General features: G+C 73.7%; 19 protein-coding genes and 1 pseudogene. 13 read left to right on the top strand and 7 right to left on the bottom strand.

What is annotated here, in order from left to right:
- Positions 1-47: 47 nt before the first annotated feature.
- Positions 48-569, bottom strand: a complete 522-nt coding sequence (locus tag AB0C22_RS10220) for a hypothetical protein (protein WP_219468316.1) — start codon at positions 567-569, stop codon at positions 48-50.
- Positions 570-638: 69 nt separating this feature from the next.
- On the opposite strand from AB0C22_RS10220, the gene proS reads away from it, so the two are divergent.
- The 12 genes from proS to AB0C22_RS10160 all read left to right on the top strand — a co-directional run bounded on the left by proS (position 639) and on the right by AB0C22_RS10160 (position 9271).
- A complete protein-coding gene (gene proS, locus AB0C22_RS10215; protein WP_219468320.1) occupies positions 639-2045 on the top strand; it encodes a proline--tRNA ligase in 1407 nt (468 codons plus the stop codon).
- 206 nt (positions 2046-2251) lie between these two features.
- On the top strand, positions 2252-2899 hold the full coding sequence (locus tag AB0C22_RS10210) for a DUF402 domain-containing protein (protein WP_219468322.1): 648 nt from the start codon (positions 2252-2254) through the stop codon (positions 2897-2899).
- Positions 2900-3186: 287 nt separating this feature from the next.
- Positions 3187-3678: a 30S ribosomal protein S16 gene (gene rpsP / locus AB0C22_RS10205; protein WP_208567192.1), complete on the top strand. Its 492-nt coding sequence runs from the start codon at positions 3187-3189 to the stop codon at positions 3676-3678.
- Positions 3653-3913, top strand: coding sequence for an RNA-binding protein (locus AB0C22_RS10200; RefSeq protein ID WP_172862164.1), 261 nt, complete (start codon positions 3653-3655; stop codon positions 3911-3913). Before rpsP ends, AB0C22_RS10200 begins: the two co-directional genes overlap by 26 nt.
- A 2-nt stretch (positions 3914-3915) precedes the next feature.
- Positions 3916-4500 (top strand): ribosome maturation factor RimM, encoded by a 585-nt coding sequence (gene rimM, locus AB0C22_RS10195; RefSeq protein WP_219470760.1) that lies wholly within the window; start codon positions 3916-3918, stop codon positions 4498-4500.
- A gap of 16 nt (positions 4501-4516) precedes the next feature.
- Complete coding sequence (gene trmD / locus AB0C22_RS10190) at positions 4517-5305, top strand: tRNA (guanosine(37)-N1)-methyltransferase TrmD (RefSeq protein ID WP_219468325.1); 789 nt, start codon at positions 4517-4519, stop codon at positions 5303-5305.
- Positions 5306-5447: 142 nt separating this feature from the next.
- Positions 5448-5804 carry a 50S ribosomal protein L19 gene (rplS, locus tag AB0C22_RS10185; RefSeq protein WP_007456548.1) on the top strand — a complete coding sequence of 119 codons (357 nt, stop codon included), beginning with the start codon at positions 5448-5450 and terminating at the stop codon, positions 5802-5804.
- Positions 5805-5997: 193 nt separating this feature from the next.
- Positions 5998-6975: a signal peptidase I gene (gene lepB, locus AB0C22_RS10180; RefSeq protein ID WP_357534552.1), complete on the top strand. Its 978-nt coding sequence runs from the start codon at positions 5998-6000 to the stop codon at positions 6973-6975.
- A complete protein-coding gene (gene lepB / locus AB0C22_RS10175; RefSeq protein ID WP_208567189.1) occupies positions 6972-7607 on the top strand; it encodes a signal peptidase I in 636 nt (211 codons plus the stop codon). The genes lepB (AB0C22_RS10180) and lepB (AB0C22_RS10175) overlap by 4 nt, the downstream gene beginning before the upstream one ends.
- A gap of 58 nt (positions 7608-7665) precedes the next feature.
- On the top strand, positions 7666-8145 hold the full coding sequence (locus tag AB0C22_RS10170) for an NUDIX domain-containing protein (protein ID WP_357534550.1): 480 nt from the start codon (positions 7666-7668) through the stop codon (positions 8143-8145).
- Entirely contained in the window at positions 8139-8951 is an 813-nt protein-coding gene (locus AB0C22_RS10165; RefSeq protein ID WP_219468333.1) for a ribonuclease HII, read from the top strand. The genes AB0C22_RS10170 and AB0C22_RS10165 overlap by 7 nt, the downstream gene beginning before the upstream one ends.
- Positions 8948-9271, top strand: a complete 324-nt coding sequence (locus tag AB0C22_RS10160; protein WP_011905215.1) for a DUF2469 domain-containing protein — start codon at positions 8948-8950, stop codon at positions 9269-9271. Before AB0C22_RS10165 ends, AB0C22_RS10160 begins: the two co-directional genes overlap by 4 nt.
- Positions 9272-9337: 66 nt before the next feature.
- Here AB0C22_RS10160 and AB0C22_RS10155 read toward each other — a convergent pair whose 3' ends face one another.
- A complete protein-coding gene (locus AB0C22_RS10155; RefSeq protein WP_219468336.1) occupies positions 9338-10444 on the bottom strand; it encodes a sulfite oxidase in 1107 nt (368 codons plus the stop codon).
- A gap of 282 nt (positions 10445-10726) precedes the next feature.
- Here AB0C22_RS10155 and AB0C22_RS10150 point away from each other — a divergent pair.
- Positions 10727-11239, top strand: a pseudogene (locus AB0C22_RS10150) (peptidoglycan DD-metalloendopeptidase family protein); the annotation flags it as partial.
- A 237-nt stretch (positions 11240-11476) separates the two neighbouring features.
- Here AB0C22_RS10150 and AB0C22_RS10145 read toward each other — a convergent pair.
- The 5 genes from AB0C22_RS10145 to AB0C22_RS10125 form a co-directional block, all read right to left on the bottom strand.
- On the bottom strand, positions 11477-12658 hold the full coding sequence (locus AB0C22_RS10145) for an aminotransferase class V-fold PLP-dependent enzyme (RefSeq protein ID WP_357534547.1): 1182 nt from the start codon (positions 12656-12658) through the stop codon (positions 11477-11479).
- A gap of 182 nt (positions 12659-12840) precedes the next feature.
- On the bottom strand, positions 12841-14022 hold the full coding sequence (locus AB0C22_RS10140) for a tyrosine recombinase XerC (RefSeq protein WP_357534545.1): 1182 nt from the start codon (positions 14020-14022) through the stop codon (positions 12841-12843).
- Positions 14023-14320: 298 nt separating this feature from the next.
- Positions 14321-15652: a serine hydrolase domain-containing protein gene (locus AB0C22_RS10135; RefSeq protein WP_308291050.1), complete on the bottom strand. Its 1332-nt coding sequence runs from the start codon at positions 15650-15652 to the stop codon at positions 14321-14323.
- Between the two features lie 135 nt (positions 15653-15787).
- Entirely contained in the window at positions 15788-16951 is a 1164-nt protein-coding gene (locus AB0C22_RS10130) for a DNA-processing protein DprA (protein ID WP_357534542.1), read from the bottom strand.
- Positions 16948-18468: a YifB family Mg chelatase-like AAA ATPase gene (locus AB0C22_RS10125; RefSeq protein ID WP_208567181.1), complete on the bottom strand. Its 1521-nt coding sequence runs from the start codon at positions 18466-18468 to the stop codon at positions 16948-16950. The genes AB0C22_RS10130 and AB0C22_RS10125 overlap by 4 nt, the downstream gene beginning before the upstream one ends.
- Positions 18469-18502: the final 34 nt, after the last annotated feature.

Raw genomic sequence — 18502 nt, 5'->3', positions numbered from 1 at the left:
GGCCGGCCCGCCCGCCGACCACGGTGGTCGACGGCCACGGATGCTGCTCAGCGCACGTCGAGTTCGTACTCGGCCTCGACCCAGAACCGCGCGCCGTCGTGCCCGGCGAAGGTCAGCCGGTGCGTGCCCGGCGTCGGCGGCGGCACCAGCCCCCACAGGCCCCAGCAGGAGACCTGCACCGGCCACGGCCAGGTGGTGACGACGTTGTTGAAGAACCCCCGGACCGGGAACGAGGCGGCGGAGCCGGCCGGCCGTACCGGCACCGCGGCCCCGTCCAGTTCGGCGTGCCCGCTGGCGTCGGGCATCGGCTCGGCCGGCTCGTCGCGGCGGCCGGGCTGCCAGTAGCTGAACGCCGGGAAGAACAGGGGACGGCCCGCCGGCACCACGCAGCGCCGGCTGACCCCACCGCCGAACGTGCCCGCGAGGAACCATACGTCGTCCGGCTGGTGACGTCCGCCGTGCCGGCCGGTGTCGTCCTTGACCGGGTTGACCGGCTGACGGTGCGCGGCCACCCAGGCCACCCAGCGGGCGGCGAGCGGGGCCAGGGCCGGTGCCGGGTCGCAGAGCATGACGGCAGATGGTAGTGCGGGCACGCCCGGCTGCGCCGACCCGTCGGGGGGCGCATAGGATGTGCGGTCATGGCTCGCGTGCTCACTCCCCGTGCGGAGGACTTTCCCCGCTGGTACCAGGACCTGATCGCCAAGGCGAAGCTGGCCGACAACGGCCCGGTCCGGGGGACCATGGTCATCCGACCGGCCGGCTACGCCATCTGGGAGCGGATGCAGGCCGAGATGGACGCCCGGATCAAGGCGGCCGGCGCGGAGAACGCGTACTTCCCGCTGTTCATCCCGGAGAGCTACCTCAAGCGGGAGGCCGAGCACGTCGAGGGCTTCTCACCGGAGCTGGCGGTGGTCACCCACGGTGGCGGCAAGCAGCTCGCCGAGCCGGTGGTGGTGCGCCCCACCAGCGAGACGGTGATCGGCGAGTTCATGGCCAAGTGGATCGACTCGTACCGGGACCTGCCGCTGCTGCTCAACCAGTGGGCCAATGTGGTCCGCTGGGAGTTGCGCCCCCGGATCTTCCTGCGCACCAGCGAGTTCCTCTGGCAGGAGGGGCACACCGCGCACGCCACCCGTGCCGACGCCCGCGCCTACGCCCGCAAGATCCTGCACGAGGCGTACGAGGACCTGATGGTCAACGTGCTGGGCATCCCGGTGGTGGTCGGGCTGAAGACCGCCCGGGAGCGCTTCGCCGGGGCGACCGCCACCTACACCTGCGAAGGCATGATGGGCGACGGCAAGGCGCTGCAGCTCGGCACCAGTCACGAGCTGGGGCAGAACTTCGCCAAGGCGTTCGACATCAGCTACTCCTCGGCCGAGGGTGGCCGGGAGCACGCCTGGACCACCTCCTGGGGCACCTCGACCCGGATGCTCGGCGGGCTGATCATGGCGCACGGTGACGACAACGGGCTGCGGGTGCCGCCGAGGCTGGCCCCGATCCAGGCGTACGTCATGATCGTCAAGGCGGGCGACGGCGTGGGCGAGGCGGCGGCCAAGCTGCGCGACGCGCTGCGCGACGCCGGGGTCCGGGTCGCGCTCGACGACCGCACCGACACCGCGTTCGGCCGTCGGGCCGTCGACGCCGAGCTGCGCGGCTATCCGGTACGCGTCGAGGTCGGCCCCCGCGACCTGGCCGCCGGCAACGCGGTCGTGGTCCGGCGGACGGACGGCTCGAAGGCCCCCACCCCGGTCGCGGACGTCGTCGGCGCGGTCCTGGCCGCTCTGGAGGCCGACCAGCAGGCGTTGCACGACGAGGCGCTGGCCCACCGGCGGTCTCGCACCGTCGAGGTGTCCACCCTCGCCGAGGCGATCGAGGCGGCTGCCACCGGCTGGGCCATGGTGCCGTGGTCGGCCGTCGGCGTGCCGGGCGAGGCTGAGGCCAACGGCCAGGGCGTCACCGTCCGGTGCCTGCTGCGCGCCGACGGTTCCGTCCCGGACAGCGAGGACGAGCCGGACCTGACCGCCATCCTGGCCCGCGCCTACTGAGGCGGCCCACCGCAGCCCGGGGGCCCGCAGGTCCGGCTCCCGGGTCGCCGACCGGCCTGGGCGCGGCGACCGCGTCGCCGCGCAACCGGCCCCGGACCCGGCTGCCCCGTTCGTCGCGGGTACGCCGAAAGCCGGCCCGCACTGTTCGTCCCGGGTGCGGCGGTGGGCCGGGGCGCAGGAAGCCCGTCCAGACCTGTGGAGGTGTGATGCGTTTCGCGCCAGGTCAGTTGATCATGCACCGCAACGTGCGGCGGGGCCGGATCGGGTGGGTCCGGCCGGCCCGGGTGGTCGGCGACGACGACCGGGGTCTGCTGCTCTGGGTGGCCCGGGACACGCCGGTGGCGCACGAGGTGTCCGAGGCGGGCCTGGGCATGCGGGCGATGCCGTTCACCGAGTGGATCGCCTCGTCCTACCGGCTGGCCCGGGGCCGGTGGGACGGCCCTGCGCTGCTGGAGTTCCTGCCCACGGGGGCGGCGCACTCGGTCTGGTTCTTCCGCGACGAGCAGGACCGCTTCGTCGCCTGGTACGTCAACCTGGAGGAGCCCGGTGTCCGGTGGGACGACGGGTCGGTGGCCGGGGTGGACGTGGTCGACCAGGACCTGGACGTGGTGGTCCGTCCCGATCTCAGTTGGCAGTGGAAGGACGAGGGCGAGTTCACCGAGCGGCTGGCCTTTCCCGACCACTACTGGGTGACCGACGAGCAGGCGGTCCGTGCCGAGGGGGAGCGGGTGATCGCCCTCGCCGAGGCGGGGAAGTTCCCGTTCGACGGCACCTGGTGCGACTTCGTCCCGCCGGCCGACTGGACGTCCCCGACGGAGCTGCCGCCGGGTTGGGACCGACCGCCCGCGCGGTGAATGTGTCGTAGCTCACCTGGCTGGGCCGTCGTCGGGGCGCGTGGCGGCGGTGGTCGGATGGCCCCGCCGGGACCGACGCCTGCCGTCGGGCCGGCCCGATGTGAGCATCCGGTGCGCGATCTGGCAGAATGGGTCGCTGGTATCCGGCGCGCGTCCGGCGCCCTCTAACCCGGGCGCGTCGCCAGTCCACCGAGCAGTCTCCGGCCCAACCCCACTGTGCCGGTCGACGCTCACCCGTGCACCGCCCGTAGCCGGGTCGGTGAAATCGCAACAGGAGCGAAACAACTGTGGCCGTAAAGATCCGGCTCCTGCGGATGGGCAAGATCCGCAACCCGCAGTACCGCATCGTCATCGCGGACTCGCGCACCAAGCGCGACGGTCGCGCGATCGAGTTCGTGGGCATCTACCAGCCGAAGGAAGACCCCTCGATCATCGAGGTCAAGTCGGAGCGGGTCCAGTACTGGCTCTCGGTCGGCGCGCAGCCGAGCGAGGCCGTCCAGCGGCTGCTGGAGCTGACCGGCGACTGGCAGAAGTTCAAGGGCCTGCCGGCCCCGCCGCCGCTCAAGGTCGCCGCCGAGCGCGCCGACCGCAAGGCGGCGTACGAGGCCGAGGCGAAGGCCGCTGCCGGCCTGGCTCCGGAGACCCCGGCCAAGCCGGCCCGCAAGGCCGCCAAGGCGGAGTCCCCGGCCGAGCCCGAGGCGCCGAAGACCGAAGCGCCGAAGACCGAGGCTCCGGCCGAGGCCCCGGCCGCTGCTGCCGACTCCGGTGAGCAGGCCTGACATGCCGCTGCGTCCCGCCCTGGAGCACCTGGTCAAGGGGATCGTCGACCACCCGGACGACGTGCGCGTCCGCATGGTCGACTCCCGTCGGGGCAAGCGGCTGGAAGTCCGCGTGCACCCGGAGGATCTCGGCACGGTGATCGGGCGGTCCGGTCGGACCGCCAAGGCGCTGCGTCAGGTGATCGGCTCCATCGGAGGACGCGGGGTACGCGTCGACATCGTCGACTCGTACTGATGCTGCTCATCGTCGGCAGGATCGGCAAGCCGCACGGCATCCGCGGTGAGGTCACCGTGGAGGTGCGGACCGACGAGCCCGAGGCGCGGTTCGCCCCCGGCGCGGTGCTGAGCACCGAGCCGGGGGTGCCGCCCCGGGTGGAGACCCCCCGTCGGGGCGGGGCCGAGCCGGCCGCGACCGCCGACCCGGGGGTGGCGTACCTGGTCCCCGACGAGCTGACCATCGAGGCGGCCCGTTGGCACCAGGGCCGGATGCTGGTGGCCTTCGAGGGGGTCCTCGACCGGGAGACCGCCGAGGCGCTGCGCGGCACCCTGCTCGGAGTGGACAGCGCCTCCGTCGCCCCACCGGAGGACCCGGAGGAGTTCCACGACCACCAGTTGGTCGGCCTGGCCGTGGTGACCCCGGCCGGTGAGCACCTCGGCGAGGTGGTCAAGATCGACCATGCGCCCGCCTCCGACCTGCTCGTCCTGCGCCGCCCGCAGGGGGGCAGCGCGCTGATCCCGTTCGTCAAGGCGATCGTCCCGGAGGTCGATCTCGCCGGCGGACGCGTCGTCGTCGACCCGCCGGCCGGTCTGCTCGACCTCTAGACCGGAAGCCACCCTCATGCGCGTCGACATCGTGTCGATCTTCCCGGACTACTTCGCCCCACTGGATCTGTCCCTGATCGGGCGGGCCCGGGAACAGGGCCTGCTCCGGTTGGCCGTGCACGACCTGCGGACCTGGACCCGCGACGTGCACCGCACGGTCGACGACACGCCCTACGGTGGCGGGCCGGGCATGGTGATGCGGCCGGAGCCGTGGGGCGAGGCGCTTGACGCGTTGGCCCCCGACGAGTTGGCTCCGGACGGCCTGACCCTGCCCCGGCTGCTGGTGCCCTCCCCGGCCGGCGTGCCGTTCACCCAGGCGATGGCGCACGAGTTGGCCACCGAGTCGCACCTGCTCTTCGCCTGCGGCCGGTACGAGGGCATCGACCAGCGGGTGCTCGACCACGCCTCGACCCGGCTGCGGGTCACCGAGGTGTCACTCGGCGACTACGTGCTCTTCGGTGGCGAGGTGGCGGTGCTGGTGATCCTGGAGGCGGTCACCCGGCTGTTGCCCGGGGTGCTCGGCAACGCCGGTTCGCTGGACGACGAGTCGCACGCGCACGGCCTGCTGGAAGCCCCGATGTACACCAAACCGGCGAGTTGGCGGGGGCACGAGGTGCCCGAGGTGCTCCGCTCGGGCGACCACGGCCGGATCGCCCGCTGGCGACGGGACGAGGCGTTGACCCGTACCGGCACCCGGCGACCGGACATGCTCGCCGCGTTGCCCCCGGAGATCCTTGACAAACGGGACGTGGCGACGCTGGAGCGGGGTGGGTTTCCGCTGCCCCCGGGGGATGTGGCAAAGTAGGGGGGTTGCCGCATCCGTCCGCGCCCGTGGGCGGCTGCGAGGATCCCCGGACAGGGTCGGCCCGCCGACCGGCACCGGGGATCAGAATCACCCATCCGCGCACCGACTGACGGTGCGCCGTGAGCATCACGAGGACGCAGCGATGAACATCCTGGACGCCCTTGACGCCCAGTCGAAGCGCACCGACCTCCCCGACTTCCGTGCCGGTGACACCGTCAAGGTGCACGCGCGGGTCGTCGAGGGCAACCGGTCCCGGGTCCAGATCTTCCAGGGCGTCGTCATCCGCCGCCAGGGTGACGGTCTGCGCGAGACCTTCTCGGTCCGCAAGGTCAGCTTCGGGGTGGGCGTGGAGCGGACCTACCCGCTCAACGGCCCGGGCATCGACCGGATCGAGATCGTGACCCGTGGCGACGTCCGCCGGGCCAAGCTCTACTACCTGCGCGAGCTGCGCGGCAAGAAGGCCAAGATCAAGGAGAAGCGGGAGAAGCAGCCCAGCTGACTTCCCGCTCGCCAGGCCGCCTGACCTGCGCGGATGTCGTATCGACCAGAGCGCACTACGCTGATCGGTACGGGCGCAGTCCGGCAGGTGGTGTCGCGACCCAGATCGCGGCACTCCGATCGTCCGCTGCCGCCCGTGGGGCCTCGACGAGGCTCCCGGGCGGTAGTGTCGTTTCTGCGGACCGGGGAGTGGCGTGGTGCAGGTGCTCGACTCGAACGGCACAGCCGACCCGTGGCGTCGGCGGACCCGACCCACCCGTCGGCAGATGCCCCTCTGGCAGGAGCTGCCGCTCCTGCTGATCGTGGCCTTCTGTCTGGCGGTGCTGATCCGCACCTTCCTGCTCCAGGCCTTCTTCATCCCGTCCAGTTCGATGGAGGACACCCTCCTCATCGGCGACCGGGTGCTGGTCAACAAGGTCGTCTACGACGTACGTGACCCGCTGCGCGGTGAGGTGGTGGTGTTCCGGGGCACCGACAAGTGGGTCGCCCTGGAGAGTCCCGTGCCGCCGACCGGTGCCGTCGGCAAGATCGGGCGAACCCTCGGCGACCTGGTCGGCGTGGGCCGCCCCGGCGAGAAGGACTTCATCAAGCGGGTGATCGGGTTGCCCGGCGACCGGGTCAAGTGCTGCGACGACCAGGGTCGGGTGCTGGTCAACGGCATCCCGCTGGACGAGCCGTACGTGGTGCGTGACTCACCGCTGGACGTGCCGCCGAACCCCAAGGAGTGCCGGTCCCGCCGGTTCGACGAGGTGGTCGTACCCCCTGGTCAGATCTTCGTGATGGGCGACCACCGGCTGGTCTCCCAGGACGCCCGCTGCCAGGGGCCGGTGCCGATCGACAACGTGATCGGCCGGGCGTTCATGGTGGTGTGGCCGTCGTCGCGGTGGGCGTCGCTGCCCGTGCCGGCCACCTTCGAACGGCTGTCGGACTCCGCTGCCGCGCCCAACGCCCCGGCGCCGGTCCGGCCGACCCCCACCGGTGACGTGGTCCTGCTCCTGCCGGTCGCCGCGCTGCTCGCGGCCGTCGTGCGCTCCGGGCGACGGGTGTGGCCCCCCGGCCCCGGGCGGCCCCCACGCCTGCGCCGGGAACGGCTGCGGCGCTCCGGGTGGCCGGGACGCCTCCGGCGTTCCGGGCGGCCCGGGCGGCTCCGGCGACGTAGGCTCCACCCGTGATTGACGAGCAGACCGACAAGCCGCGCAGCTCCTTCTGGAAGGAGCTGCCCATTCTCCTGGGCGTCGCGATTCTGGTGGCGGTGCTGGTCCGCGCATTCGTGCTGCAGACCTTCTTCATCCCGTCGCCGTCCATGGAGAACACTCTCAAGATCGACGATCGGGTGCTGGTCAACAAGCTGGTCTACGACTTCCGCTCACCGCACCGGGGTGAGGTGGTGGTGTTCAAGGCACCGACCGAGTGGAGTGGCAACCCCGACGGCGAGGACTTCATCAAGCGGGTGATCGGGGTCGGCGGCGACCACGTGGTCTGCTGCGACGCGCAGGACCGGCTGACGATCAACGGCAAGTCCCTCGACGAGCCCTACATCTACTCCGCCAACGGCCAGCAGGACAAGCCCGCCGACCAGGAGTTCGACATCACCGTCCCGGCGGGGCGGCTCTGGGTGATGGGTGACCACCGCTCGGCCTCCGGGGACTCCCTGGAGCACTGGCAGCAGTCCGGTCGCAACATCGACAGCGCCACCATCCCCGAGGGTGAGGTCGTGGGCCGGGCCTTCACCGTGTTCTGGCCGTTCGACCGGGCCACCTGGCTCACCGTGCCCAAGTCGTTCGACGGGATTCCCAACCCCTGACCGGTTCGCGACCACCCGGGCGTGGCCGAGCGTCGACACCGTCTGGCAGGCTGATGCGGTGACCGTCTTCCACCCCCGTCGTGCGGCCCGGGTGCTGCTCGTCGACGCGTCCGGCCGGGTGCTCCTCTTCGCGGGCGTCGACCCGGCCCGCCCGGGTCACCAGTACTGGTTCACCCCCGGTGGTGGGCTCACCCCGGGGGAGTCCCCGGCGGCCGGGGCGGCCCGCGAGCTGGCCGAGGAGACCGGGCTGCGGCTGACCCCGGCCGAGCTGGGCGGGTCGGTCCGCTCCGAGACGGTGGAGTTTCCCTTCGACGGCGTGTGGTACCGCCAGGAACAGGAGTTCTTCGTGGTCCGGGTGCCCACCTGGGAGGTCGACACGGCCGGGTTCGACGAGATCGAACGGGCCAGCGTCACCGGACACCGCTGGTGGTCGGCGGCCGAGCTGGCCGACACCACCGAGCGGTGCTACCCGGCCGACCTGGCCGCCCTGCTCACCCAGGTGCTGGCCGCCGCCCCGGCCCCGGAGGCGTCGTGCTGACCCCGCCGCGCACGGTGGTGCGCCGCGACGGGGGGCTCTACGCGCTGGAACGGGCCCTGCAACGGCGCGGCTTCCGGCACGTCGCGGGCGCGGACGAGGCCGGCCGGGGTGCCTGCGCCGGCCCGCTGGTGGCCGCCGCCGCGGTGCTCCCCGAGGGACGACGCGGCGAGATCGAGGGGCTGGCCGACTCCAAACTGCTCACCCCGGCCAGCCGGGAGCGGGTCTACGCCGAGGTCGTCGCCCGTGCCCTGGCGTACGCGGTGGTGGTCATCCCGGCCGAGGAGGTCGACGCCCGGGGGCTGCACGTGTGCAACCTCGCCGCGATGCGCCGGGCCCTGGCCTCACTGACCACCCGACCGGAGTACGTGCTCACCGACGGCTTCGGGGTGGACGGGCTGGACGTGCCGGGGCTGGCGGTCTGGAAGGGTGACCGGGTGGCGGCCTGCGTGGCGGCGGCGAGCGTACTGGCCAAGGTCACCCGGGACCGGATCATGGTGGAGCTGGACGGACACCACCCGGGCTACGGCTTCGCCGAGCACAAGGGGTACATCACGGCCGAGCACACCGAGGCGCTGCGCGAGCGTGGGCCCTGCGTGGAGCACCGGTTCTCGTACGTCAATGTGGCCGCCGTGTCGGGCCGGGAGGGTGCCCCGCCCCGGGCCCGTCGGCCGCTCGGCGCAGCCGCTCCCGAGCCGATGGAGCGCTCGGGCACGGCAGGGGGTACCGTCGGCGTGGCGTTGGGCGAGCAGCCTCGGCCTCCGGCACCGGTGGGGGAAGATGTGGTCATGGAAGGCGGAGTGCGATGAGCGCGGAAGATCTCGAAAAGTACGAGACCGAGATGGAGCTGCAGCTCTACCGGGAGTACCGCGACATTGTCCGTCAGTTCTCCTACGTGGTGGAGACGGAACGCCGCTTCTACCTGGCCAACCAGGTGGACCTGCACGTGCGCAACTCCGACGGCGAGGTCTACTTCGAGGTCGAGATGCACGACGCCTGGGTCTGGGACATGTACCGTCCGGCCCGCTTCGTCAAGAACGTCCGGGTGATGACGTTCAAGGACGTCAACGTCGAGGAGCTGGAGAAGCCCGATATCTCGCTGCCCGCCGACTCGGGTTTCGGTAGCTGACCCCCCGCCCCGCGTCGGCCCCCACCCGCCGACACCGGGCCAGGGTTGTTCACCCTGCCGCCGACCTCACTCCTCGACGACGAGCACGTCGACCCGTTGGACCAGGTTGTTGGCGAAACCACCCCGGTTCCACGGCTGCTCCACCGGCTGGGTACGCCCCGACGCGTCGGTCGCCCGCGCGGCCAGCGCGTACCGGCCGGGCTGCGGCGTCCACTCGTACCGCCAGCGCCGCCAGGACCACTCGCCACCGCTGGGCGGGTCCAGGACGGCCGGCGTCCAGGTCACCCCGCCGTCCGTGGTCACCTCCACCGCGACCACCGGGGCGTGCCCCGACCAGGCACGTCCGTCCACCGTGCACGGCCCCGGACGCAGCACCCTGCTGCGGGACATGAAGTCCGGGAAGCCCGGCGGCCGGACCAGCGCCCGGGGCTCGATCCGGGTCACCGGCACACCCGGGTCGTCGGCGTCGCGCCGCAGCCGGTAGGCCACCGCGTTCTGGTAGCCGTCGAACTCCCCGGTCAGCACGTTGATCGACCGTAGCCACTTGACGTGCGCCATGCCGTACCAGCCGGGGACGATCAGCCGCAGCGGTGCGCCGTGCTGGGGCAGCAGCGGAGCGCCGTTCATCTCGTACGCCAGCAGCACCTCGTCGCGCAGCGCGTCGGCGACCGGCAGGGCCCGCTGGTAGTCCTGCTCCACCCCGCGTTCCACACCGTGGTCGGCGCCGGTGAACACCACGTCCACCGCGTCGGGCGCGATCCCGGCCTCACGCAGTAACGGCGCCAACGGGGTGCCGGTCCACTCGGCGTTGCCCACCGCCTCCACCAACCACGGCTGGCTGACCGGGCGGGGGTGCAGCAGCGCCCGCCCGTTGCCGGCGCACTCCAGCGTGACCCGCCGCGTCACCCGGGGGCGTTCGCGCAGCTCGGTCAGCCCGAGCCGGAGCGGCTGACGTACCGCGCCGTCCACGGTCAGCGTGTGGGTCACCGCGTCGAGGTCGGGGATGTCGTAGTGGATGAGCAGGTAGTGCAGGCCGGCCGGGGTGACGTCGTAGCGCAACGCTTCGAGTGGGATGCCGTGGTTGCGGGCAGCCAGTTGCAGCTCCTCCGCGCTGATCGCCTCGTCCGGCCCGGCGACCCGCGACGGTCGGCTCACCTCGTTGATGGTGGTCATCGGTGGCCTCCCGGTCTGCGCCCGCCTGCGATGCCGCCAGCCTAGCCCCGCTGCGGGGCCGACACCGCCGGACCACGGCCGTCCCCCTGCGCTCTCCCCGACCGCCGCCCGCACGCCGGCACAGGGGCATAGCAGAGCGACAGGCCGGGTGGGCGTTTTCCACAGCCGGTCCCGTCATCCACAGCGGACAGCCGGTCCGTGGCGTCGGTCCGCCGGCCCCGACATGCTGCGGTGATGCGCACAACACTGCGGCAGGTGGTGGCCCTCGGGGCCGCCGTGCTCATGTTCGGCCCCCACTGGGTTCCCGGGCGGTCCACCCCACCCCGGTCCACCCCACCCCCGTCCGCCCCGGTCCGGGCCGGGCCGGCCCCGGTGTTCCGGTGGCCACTCGACGGGCCACCCCGGCCGGTGCGCCGGTTCGACCCGCCTCCGCTGCCCTGGCTGGCGGGTCACCGGGGCGTGGACCTCGCCGCCGTACCCGGGGCCGCCGTCCGGGCCGCCGCAGCCGGCACCGTGCTGTTCGCCGGCATGGTCGCCGGCCGCCCGGTGGTCACCGTCGGCCACTCCGGCGGGCTGCGGACCACCTACGAACCGGTCCGCCCCGAGGTGCTCCCCGGCGACGTCGTGGCGGGCGGCGCACCGCTGGGTGTGCTGCTGGGCGGGCATCCGGGCTGCCCCGTGGCGGGGGTGTCCACCCCGACCGGCGGGTGCCTGCACTGGGGGGTCCGGCGGGGCCAGGAATACCTCGACCCGCTGGCCCTGCTGGGGCTCGGCCCGGTCCGGCTGCTCCCGGTGGCGACACCCGCCGAGGTGGGTCTCCTCCGGGTCGACGGGCCCGGCGACTCCGCCGACCGGTTCACCCCGGATGCCGCCCCCGGCGCTGACCATCTGCTGGTCCGGCGCGGCGGCCCCCTGCTGGTCCGGATTGGCGCCCTCGACACCGGTCAGCGGTGGGACCAGGGGCCGGACGGGATCGCCCGGCGGGACGAACGGCCACCCTGCCGGTGCGGTCAGCGCCCGGCAGGAGCCCCGTCACCCCTGGACCAGCAACGCCGGCAGCCGGGAGGCCAACCGCTCGTACTCGTCGGGGGTGTTGTAGACCTGACCGCAGAGCCGGAGCCACCCCCGCCCGTTCCAGGCCATCACCGACACCTCGGCGGCGAGCCGGTCGGCGATCCGGGCCCGCAACGCACCGGCGGCCTCCAACGTGCCGGCGACGCCCGGTGGCAACGGCACGATCCGCATCGCCACCCCCGGCCCGCCCGGGTCGGGCAGGTCGGTCGGCGGCACCCCGAGCGCGTCGGCGACCACCCGCTGCCCGTACGCCGCCAGTGCCGCGTTGTGCGCGCGGACCCGCTCCAGCCCGAGGCTACGCAATGTGTAGAGCCCGGCCGGGGCGCTCAGCCAACCCGTGTAGTCGAGTGTGGCCTGCCACTCGACGTTGCCCGGGAAACCGCTCGCCTGCTGCCAGGACACCACCAGCGGCTCGATCCGGTCCCGCCACCGTGGGGCGACCACCAGGACGGCCGTGCCACGGGGCGCGAACCCCCACTTGTGCAGGTTGCCCACCCAGAAGTCGGCCCCGATCGCGTCGACCTGGACGGGCAGCATCCCGGGCACGTGCGCGGCGTCCACCAGCACGGCGACGCCGTGTTCGCGGGCCACGGCCACCAGCGCGGCGACCGGCAGCAACCGGGCGGTGGCCGAGGTGAGCTGGTCGACCAGCAGCAACCGGGTCCGTCCCGGGCGCAGCCCGGCCCGCACGATCTCCACGAGCTGCGCGTCGCTGGCCGACAGGGGCAGGTGCAGGCTACGGGCGGTCGCACCCGTCCGGCGGCATTCCCGGGCGACGGAGAGGTGCACCGCGCCGTACCCGTGGTCGGTGCTGAGTACCTCGTCGTCGGGGCGCAGACCGAGTGACTGGAGGGCGACGGCCACCCCCGTGGTGGTGTTGCCGACCAGGGCGGTGCCCTCCGGATCGGCACCGAGGAAAGCGGCCAGGTGCCGCCGGGTGTGGGCGAGCCGGTCGGTCAGTGACTGGCCGAAGAAGCGCTGCGGGTTGGCTTCCATCTCGTCGCGCAACCGCTGCTGGGTCCGCTGCACCCCGACCGGCACCGCGCCGAACGCCCCGTGGTTGAGATAACTGACCGAGGGGTCGAGGGTGAAGAGCAGTCGGGCCCCGGGAATCGACTCGGGCGGCGGCGGGACGCTCATCCGGTGATCGTAGCCCGCACGCCGGGGCCCGGAGGACCGATCGTCGCCGGCCACTGTGGTCCGACGCCCCCTCGCTGCGGCGGTCGGTCCTGCGGGCCGGCCAGTTACCCGCGGTGGTCTACGCCGACCTGACGCGCCGGGGCCGGCGGGACTGGCCGGGCCGGGGCTGGTCGGCTGGCAGGTCAGGCCCGGGGGTGGGCCTGGCGGTAGGCGGCACGCAACCGCTCCACCGACACGTGGGTGTAGATCTGGGTGCTCGCCAGGGACGAGTGCCCCAGCAGCTCCTGCACCGCCCGCAGGTCCGCGCCGCCGTCGAGCAGGTGGGTTGCCGCCGAGTGGCGCAGCCCGTGGGGGCTGGTCGGAGGCAGCCCGGCGGCTCTGGCCCAGCCGGCGACGATCCGCCGGGCCATCGTCGGGTGCAGCCGGCCGCCCCGGGCACCGAGGAACAGTGCCCGGTCGGAGTCCGGGCCGGCCAGTGCGGGCCGGCCGACCGCCAGCCACCTGTCGACGGCCCGCTGGGCCGGCAGCCCGTACGGGACCGTGCGCTCCCGGTTGCCCTTGCCGAGGACCCGGACCACCCGACGGTCGTGGTCGACGTCCGTGCTGTCCAACCCGCACACCTCGCTGATCCGCGCGCCGGTCGCGTAGAGCAGTTCCAGCAACGCCCGGTCGCGCAACAGCAGCGGCTCGTCCGCCCCGGCCACCGACCCGACGGCTCCGCCCCCGCCCCCGCCCGGGGACGTAGGTCCGCCCTCGCCCGAAGCGGTAGGTCCGCTACCGCCCGAAGCGGGAGAGGTGCTGTCGTCCGAGGCGGGAGAGGTGCTGTCGTCCGAGGCGGGAGAGGTGCTGTCGCCCGGGGTGGGAGGCCCCTCGTCGGGGGTGTCGCCGCGGCCCGGGACGGCGGGCCCGCCGCTGCCCGGGGTGGGAGGCCGACCCCGACCCGGAGCCTCGACCAGGGTGGCGGCCTGGTCGGCCCGGAGCACCACCGGCAACTCCCGACGCGTCTTCGGGGTGGCCAACGGGGCGGCCACATCCGTGACCAGCAGACCGCAGCGGTGGGCCCACCCGCTGAAGGTCCGCACCGCAGCGGCTCGACGGGCCGCCGAACTGGCGGCCGTGCCGGTCGTCCGCTGCTTCGCCAGCCAACTGCGTAGCACGCCCAGGTCCAGGTCGCCGGGTGCGGCACAGCCCATCCGGACGGCATGGTCGAGCAGTGACACCAGGTCGGCGACGTACGCCCGGACGGTGTGCGGGGACCGGTTGCGCACCTGGGCCAGGTGCGCGGCGAACTCGTCCACGGCGTCCCGCATGGCCGGTGGCAGGGCCTGGTGGGTGACCCGGGTGCCCGGAGCTCGCCGGCTCATCGCCACGCCCGTGCCGAGACCGGCCGGTGGACGCTGCCGGGGTGCGGCGGCCGCCGACCTGCCCTCGGGTCCGGATCCACCGACCCAGCTTACGGGCACCGACGCCAGCGGCAGGAGCGAGCGCGACGGCGGCAGGGATGGGCCGGCGGCAGGGCTGGCGGGGGGAGCGCGCTGGTGGGGGAGAGGGCCGGCGGGAGCAGCATGCCGGCGGGCGGAGGGCGACTGGCAGCCCCGACGGGCCCGGCGAAGCTGGCCGCAGGGATGACCGGCGGGTGGGGAGGTGGGTGGTCCCCCGGGGTCAGGCGAACGTGTCGGCCACGGCGACCCGGGCCGGGTCCGGGTCGGCCCAGCTCCAGTTCGGATGGGCACGGTTGGTGAGCAGCACCAGCACCCGGCGGCGGTCGGGTTGGACCAGGAACGAGGTGCCGGTGAACCCGGTGTGTCCGAAGGTGGTGGGTCGGGCGAGCCTGCCCATGAACCAGGGCTGGTTGAGCACCACGCCGAGGCCGTGGTCGGAGGTGCGGCCCGGCCGGTCCGGGTCGACGGCCGGCAGCCCGGTGTTGGCGTTGCGCAGCATCCGGGCGACGGTGCTCTCGGCGAGGATCCGTTTCCCGCCGTAGCTGCCGCCGTCGAGCAGCAGTTGCCCGATGACCGCCACCTCCTCGGCGGGGGCGAAGATGCCGGCGTGGCCGGCGATGCCGCCGAGATGGTTGGCGACGTCGTCGTGCACCACGCCCCGCAACAACCCCCGGGAGGAGCGGGCGTCGGTGGCGACCAGCCGGTTGGCCCGGTCGGCCGTGCCGAGCCAGGTGTTGGGGTTGAACCCGGTGTGGCGCAGCCCCAACGGGGTGGTCAGGTTGGTTTTCAGGGCCCGGTCGAGGCTGAGCCCGGTGACCTTCTCGACGATCTTCCCGGCCACCATCAGGCCGACGCTGGAGTAGCGGAACTTGGTGCCCGGGATGGCGCCGCTGACCAGTGGCGTGGCCAGCACCGCACGCCACCGCTGCGCCATCGTCGCGTAACCGGTGACCTTCGCACCGACCGGCAGGCCGCTGGTGTGGGCCAGCAGCATCGCCACGGTGACGGTGGACTTGCCGGTGCCGGTGAACTCGGGCAGGTAGCGGACCACGGGCGCGTCCAGGTCGATCCGGCCGCTGTCGACCTGTTGCAGGGTGAGGATCGCGGTGTAGACCTTGGTGAGCGAGGCCAGGTCGAAGATCGAGTCGGGACGCATGGCGACCCGCTTCGCCGCGGGCAGCAGCACCGGGCCGGCCCCGTAACGCAGCGCCTCACCGACCGCCAGGTGGTCGGTCGGCTCACCGTCGGTCACCGCCAGCACCACCGCCCCGGCGTACGTCGGGTGTTTGGGGTTCTCCGGGGTCGGCTGGAGGTGCCGCTGGAGTGCCGCGGCGAGCGTGCGCGGCTTCGCGGCTGCGGTCGGGGCGGAACGCCGGGCTGTGGCTCCCGGTCGGCCGGTCGCCGCCGCGCCCTGGCCGCCCTGTGCCCCGTCGCCCGGTGCGGGAGTGGCCCAGGCTCCCGCAGTCCGGGCAGGTGGGTTCGGTGCGCAACCGGCCAACCCGAGGGCGGCGGCGAATCCTAGACCGAGCGCGGAACGGCGGGGTATCGACACGGCAGCGATCATCGCATTCGTACTGCTCTCGGGCCAGCGCGATCGACGGCCGGAGCGCCCGGTGGTCGTCTGCGCGGTCCTGGCCTGACCGGTGCGTGCGCAGCGGCGTGGCCGGAGAGCCGCCGTGTCGACCGCCTACCGTCGGACCAGGGTGTAGCCGTCGTCGTGCCGGCTCACCAGGCCCAGCTCCGTCAGCAGGGCGAGCTTGCGCAACGCCGTGCGGATCGGCACGCCGGCCCGGGCGGCGAGCGCGTCCGCGCCGATCGCACCGCGCCGGGGCATCGACTCGCGCAGCATGGCCGCCTCGTCGTCGAGGACGTCCGTCGGACGGTCCGCGCCCCGGGCGGGTGGTGCCAGGTCCGCTCCGATCCGGCCCACCTCCTCCAGCACGTGCGCCAGCCCGGTCACGAGTCGGGTGCGCTCGTATTCACGGAGCAGTTCGTGCGCGCCGACGGACAGCGCCGAGGTGACGGGGCCGGGCACCACCATCGCCGGTCGTCGCAGGGCGATCGCCCGGTGCATGGTCTGGGCTGCGCCGCTGCGGGCCGCCGCCTCCACCAGCACGCTGCCCCGGGTGCCGGCGGCGATCACCCGGTTACGGATCAGGAAGCGGGGACGCAGCGGCTCCGCACCGGGCAGCCACTCGCTGATCAACAACCCGGTCTCGGCGATCCGGTCGAACAGGGCGGAGTTGCCCATCGGATAGGGGCGGTCCACCCCACATGCCAGCACCGCCACCGTCACCCCACCGGCGTTCAACGCGCCCCGGTGGGCGGCGGCGTCGATGCCGAACGCGCCGCCGGAGACCACCGTCCACTCCCGGTCGGCCAGGCCGTAACCGAGTTCCGTGGCGACGTGTACGCCGTACCCGGTGGCGGCCCGCGCGCCGACCACCGCCACCGAGCGGTCCAGCACCTGGGCCAACGGCCACCCGCCGCGTACCCAGACGCAGAGCGGTGGGGCGGTCTCCCGGTCGACCTTCCGGCTCGCCCCGGGCAGCACCAGCCCTTCCAGGTCGCCCAGCGGGGCGGGCCACTCGTCGTCGTGCGGGGAGACGATCCGCGCGCCGAGCCGGTCGGTGAGCGCCACCGCCTCGGCGGCTGCCGCCCGGGGGTCGCCCGCGTGCAGCCGGGCCGCCACCGCCGCCCGCAACGTCTCGTCGGGTGCCCCACCGTCGAGCAGGAGGTCCAGCGTGGCGACCGGACCGAGCCGGCACACCAGCCGGTGCACCAACCGGGTGCCCGGCTCGGTCAGCCAGGTCAGTGCCACCCGGGCGTGCAGATCCTCGGTGCTGTTCACACTTCCTCCCCCGTTCTCAGGCCGGTGGCCTCCCGGACGTCCTCAAGATCGGGCCGTGGCCGGCCGTCAAGATCGGCGATCGTCCAGGCGAGCCGGATGATGCGATCGAAGCCCCGGGCCGACAGCGAGCCCCGGTCGAGCCGCCCCCGTAGTTCGGCAGTGGCCTGGGCGGCGAGCCGCCACGGTGGTCGGCGCAGCAGCGGGCCCGGCACCTCCGCGTTGAGCCGGTGCCCGACCGGGGCCCACCGTTCGGCGGCAGCCGCGCGCGCCACCGCCACCCGGGCGGCGACCACCGCCGACGGTTCGCCGTCCGGGTCGACGCCCATCAGTTCGGCCGCCCGTACCGGCAGCACCCTGACCTGTACGTCGATCCGGTCGAGCAGGGGACCGGAGAGCCGGCCGAGGTAGCGCCGTCGCACCAGCGGACTGCACTCGCAGAGCGAGTCGCCACCGGGCTTCGCACAGGGGCAGGGATTGGCCGCCATGATCAACTGAACCCGGGCCGGGTAACGGGTGCTGCCCCGGGCCCGGGTGAGATGGACCTGCCCACTTTCCAACGGCTGGCGCAGCGCCTCCAGGGCTCCTTTGCTGAACTCGGCTGCCTCGTCGAGAAAGAGCACCCCCCGGTGGGCCAGCGACACCGCGCCCGGCCGGGCCAGCCCCGAGCCGCCGCCGACCAGCGACGGCACGGTCGCCGAGTGGTGGGGTGCCTGGAAGGGCGGCCGACGCAGCAACCGGCCGTCAGGTGGCAGTGTGCCGGCGATCGAGTGCAGTGCGGTGACCTCCAACGCGGCCTCGTCGTCGAGCTCCGGCAGGATCGACGGCAGGCGCTCGGCGAGCATCGTCTTGCCGGCGCCGGGCGGCCCCAGCAGACAGAGGTGGTGCCCGCCGGCCGCCGCCACCTCCAACGCCCGCCGACCCAGCCCCTGCCCGGCGACGTCGGCGAGATCCGGCCCGGACGGCGTCCCGGCGGGAGCAGCCGGCGGCGGCTCCAGCAGGGGAGCGCCGTCCCGGACGAAGGCGACGAGCCGGTGCAGGGTGTCGACGGCGCGCACCTTCACCCCCGGGATCACCGCCGCCTCCGCCGCGTTTCCCACCGGCACGACCACCCGGCCCAGCCCGGCGCGTACCGCCGCGGTGACCATCGGCAGCACGCCGCGGACCGGGCGGACGGTGCCGTCGAGCCCCAACTCGCCCAGGACAACCACCCCCTCCATAGGCAGCAGCGGCAGCTCACCGGCGGCACCGAGCAGGGCGACCGCGATGGCCAAGTCGAACGCCGAGCCGTACTTGGGGAGCGTGGCGGGAAGCAGGTTGAGGGTGATCCGGCGGTTGGGCCAGCGCTGGCCGGAGTTGACCACGGCGGCGCGGACCCGGTCCCGGGCCTCGTGCAGGGCGGTGTCCGGCAGCCCCGAGATGACCACGGCCGGTAGCCCGGGGGAGAGGTCCGCCTCCACCTCGACCAGGTGGCCGGTGACCCCCACCAGGCCGACCGCGTGCACCTTGGCGTAGCTCACCGTGCCACCCCCGCCCCCGGCCGCCCGGCGTGGT

Source organism: Micromonospora sp. NPDC048894, from assembly GCF_040649765.1.
Lineage (GTDB): Bacteria > Actinomycetota > Actinomycetes > Mycobacteriales > Micromonosporaceae > Micromonospora > Micromonospora antibiotica.
Note: the sequence above shows the minus strand (reverse complement) of the source record. Positions and strands in the feature narration are given on the sequence as shown.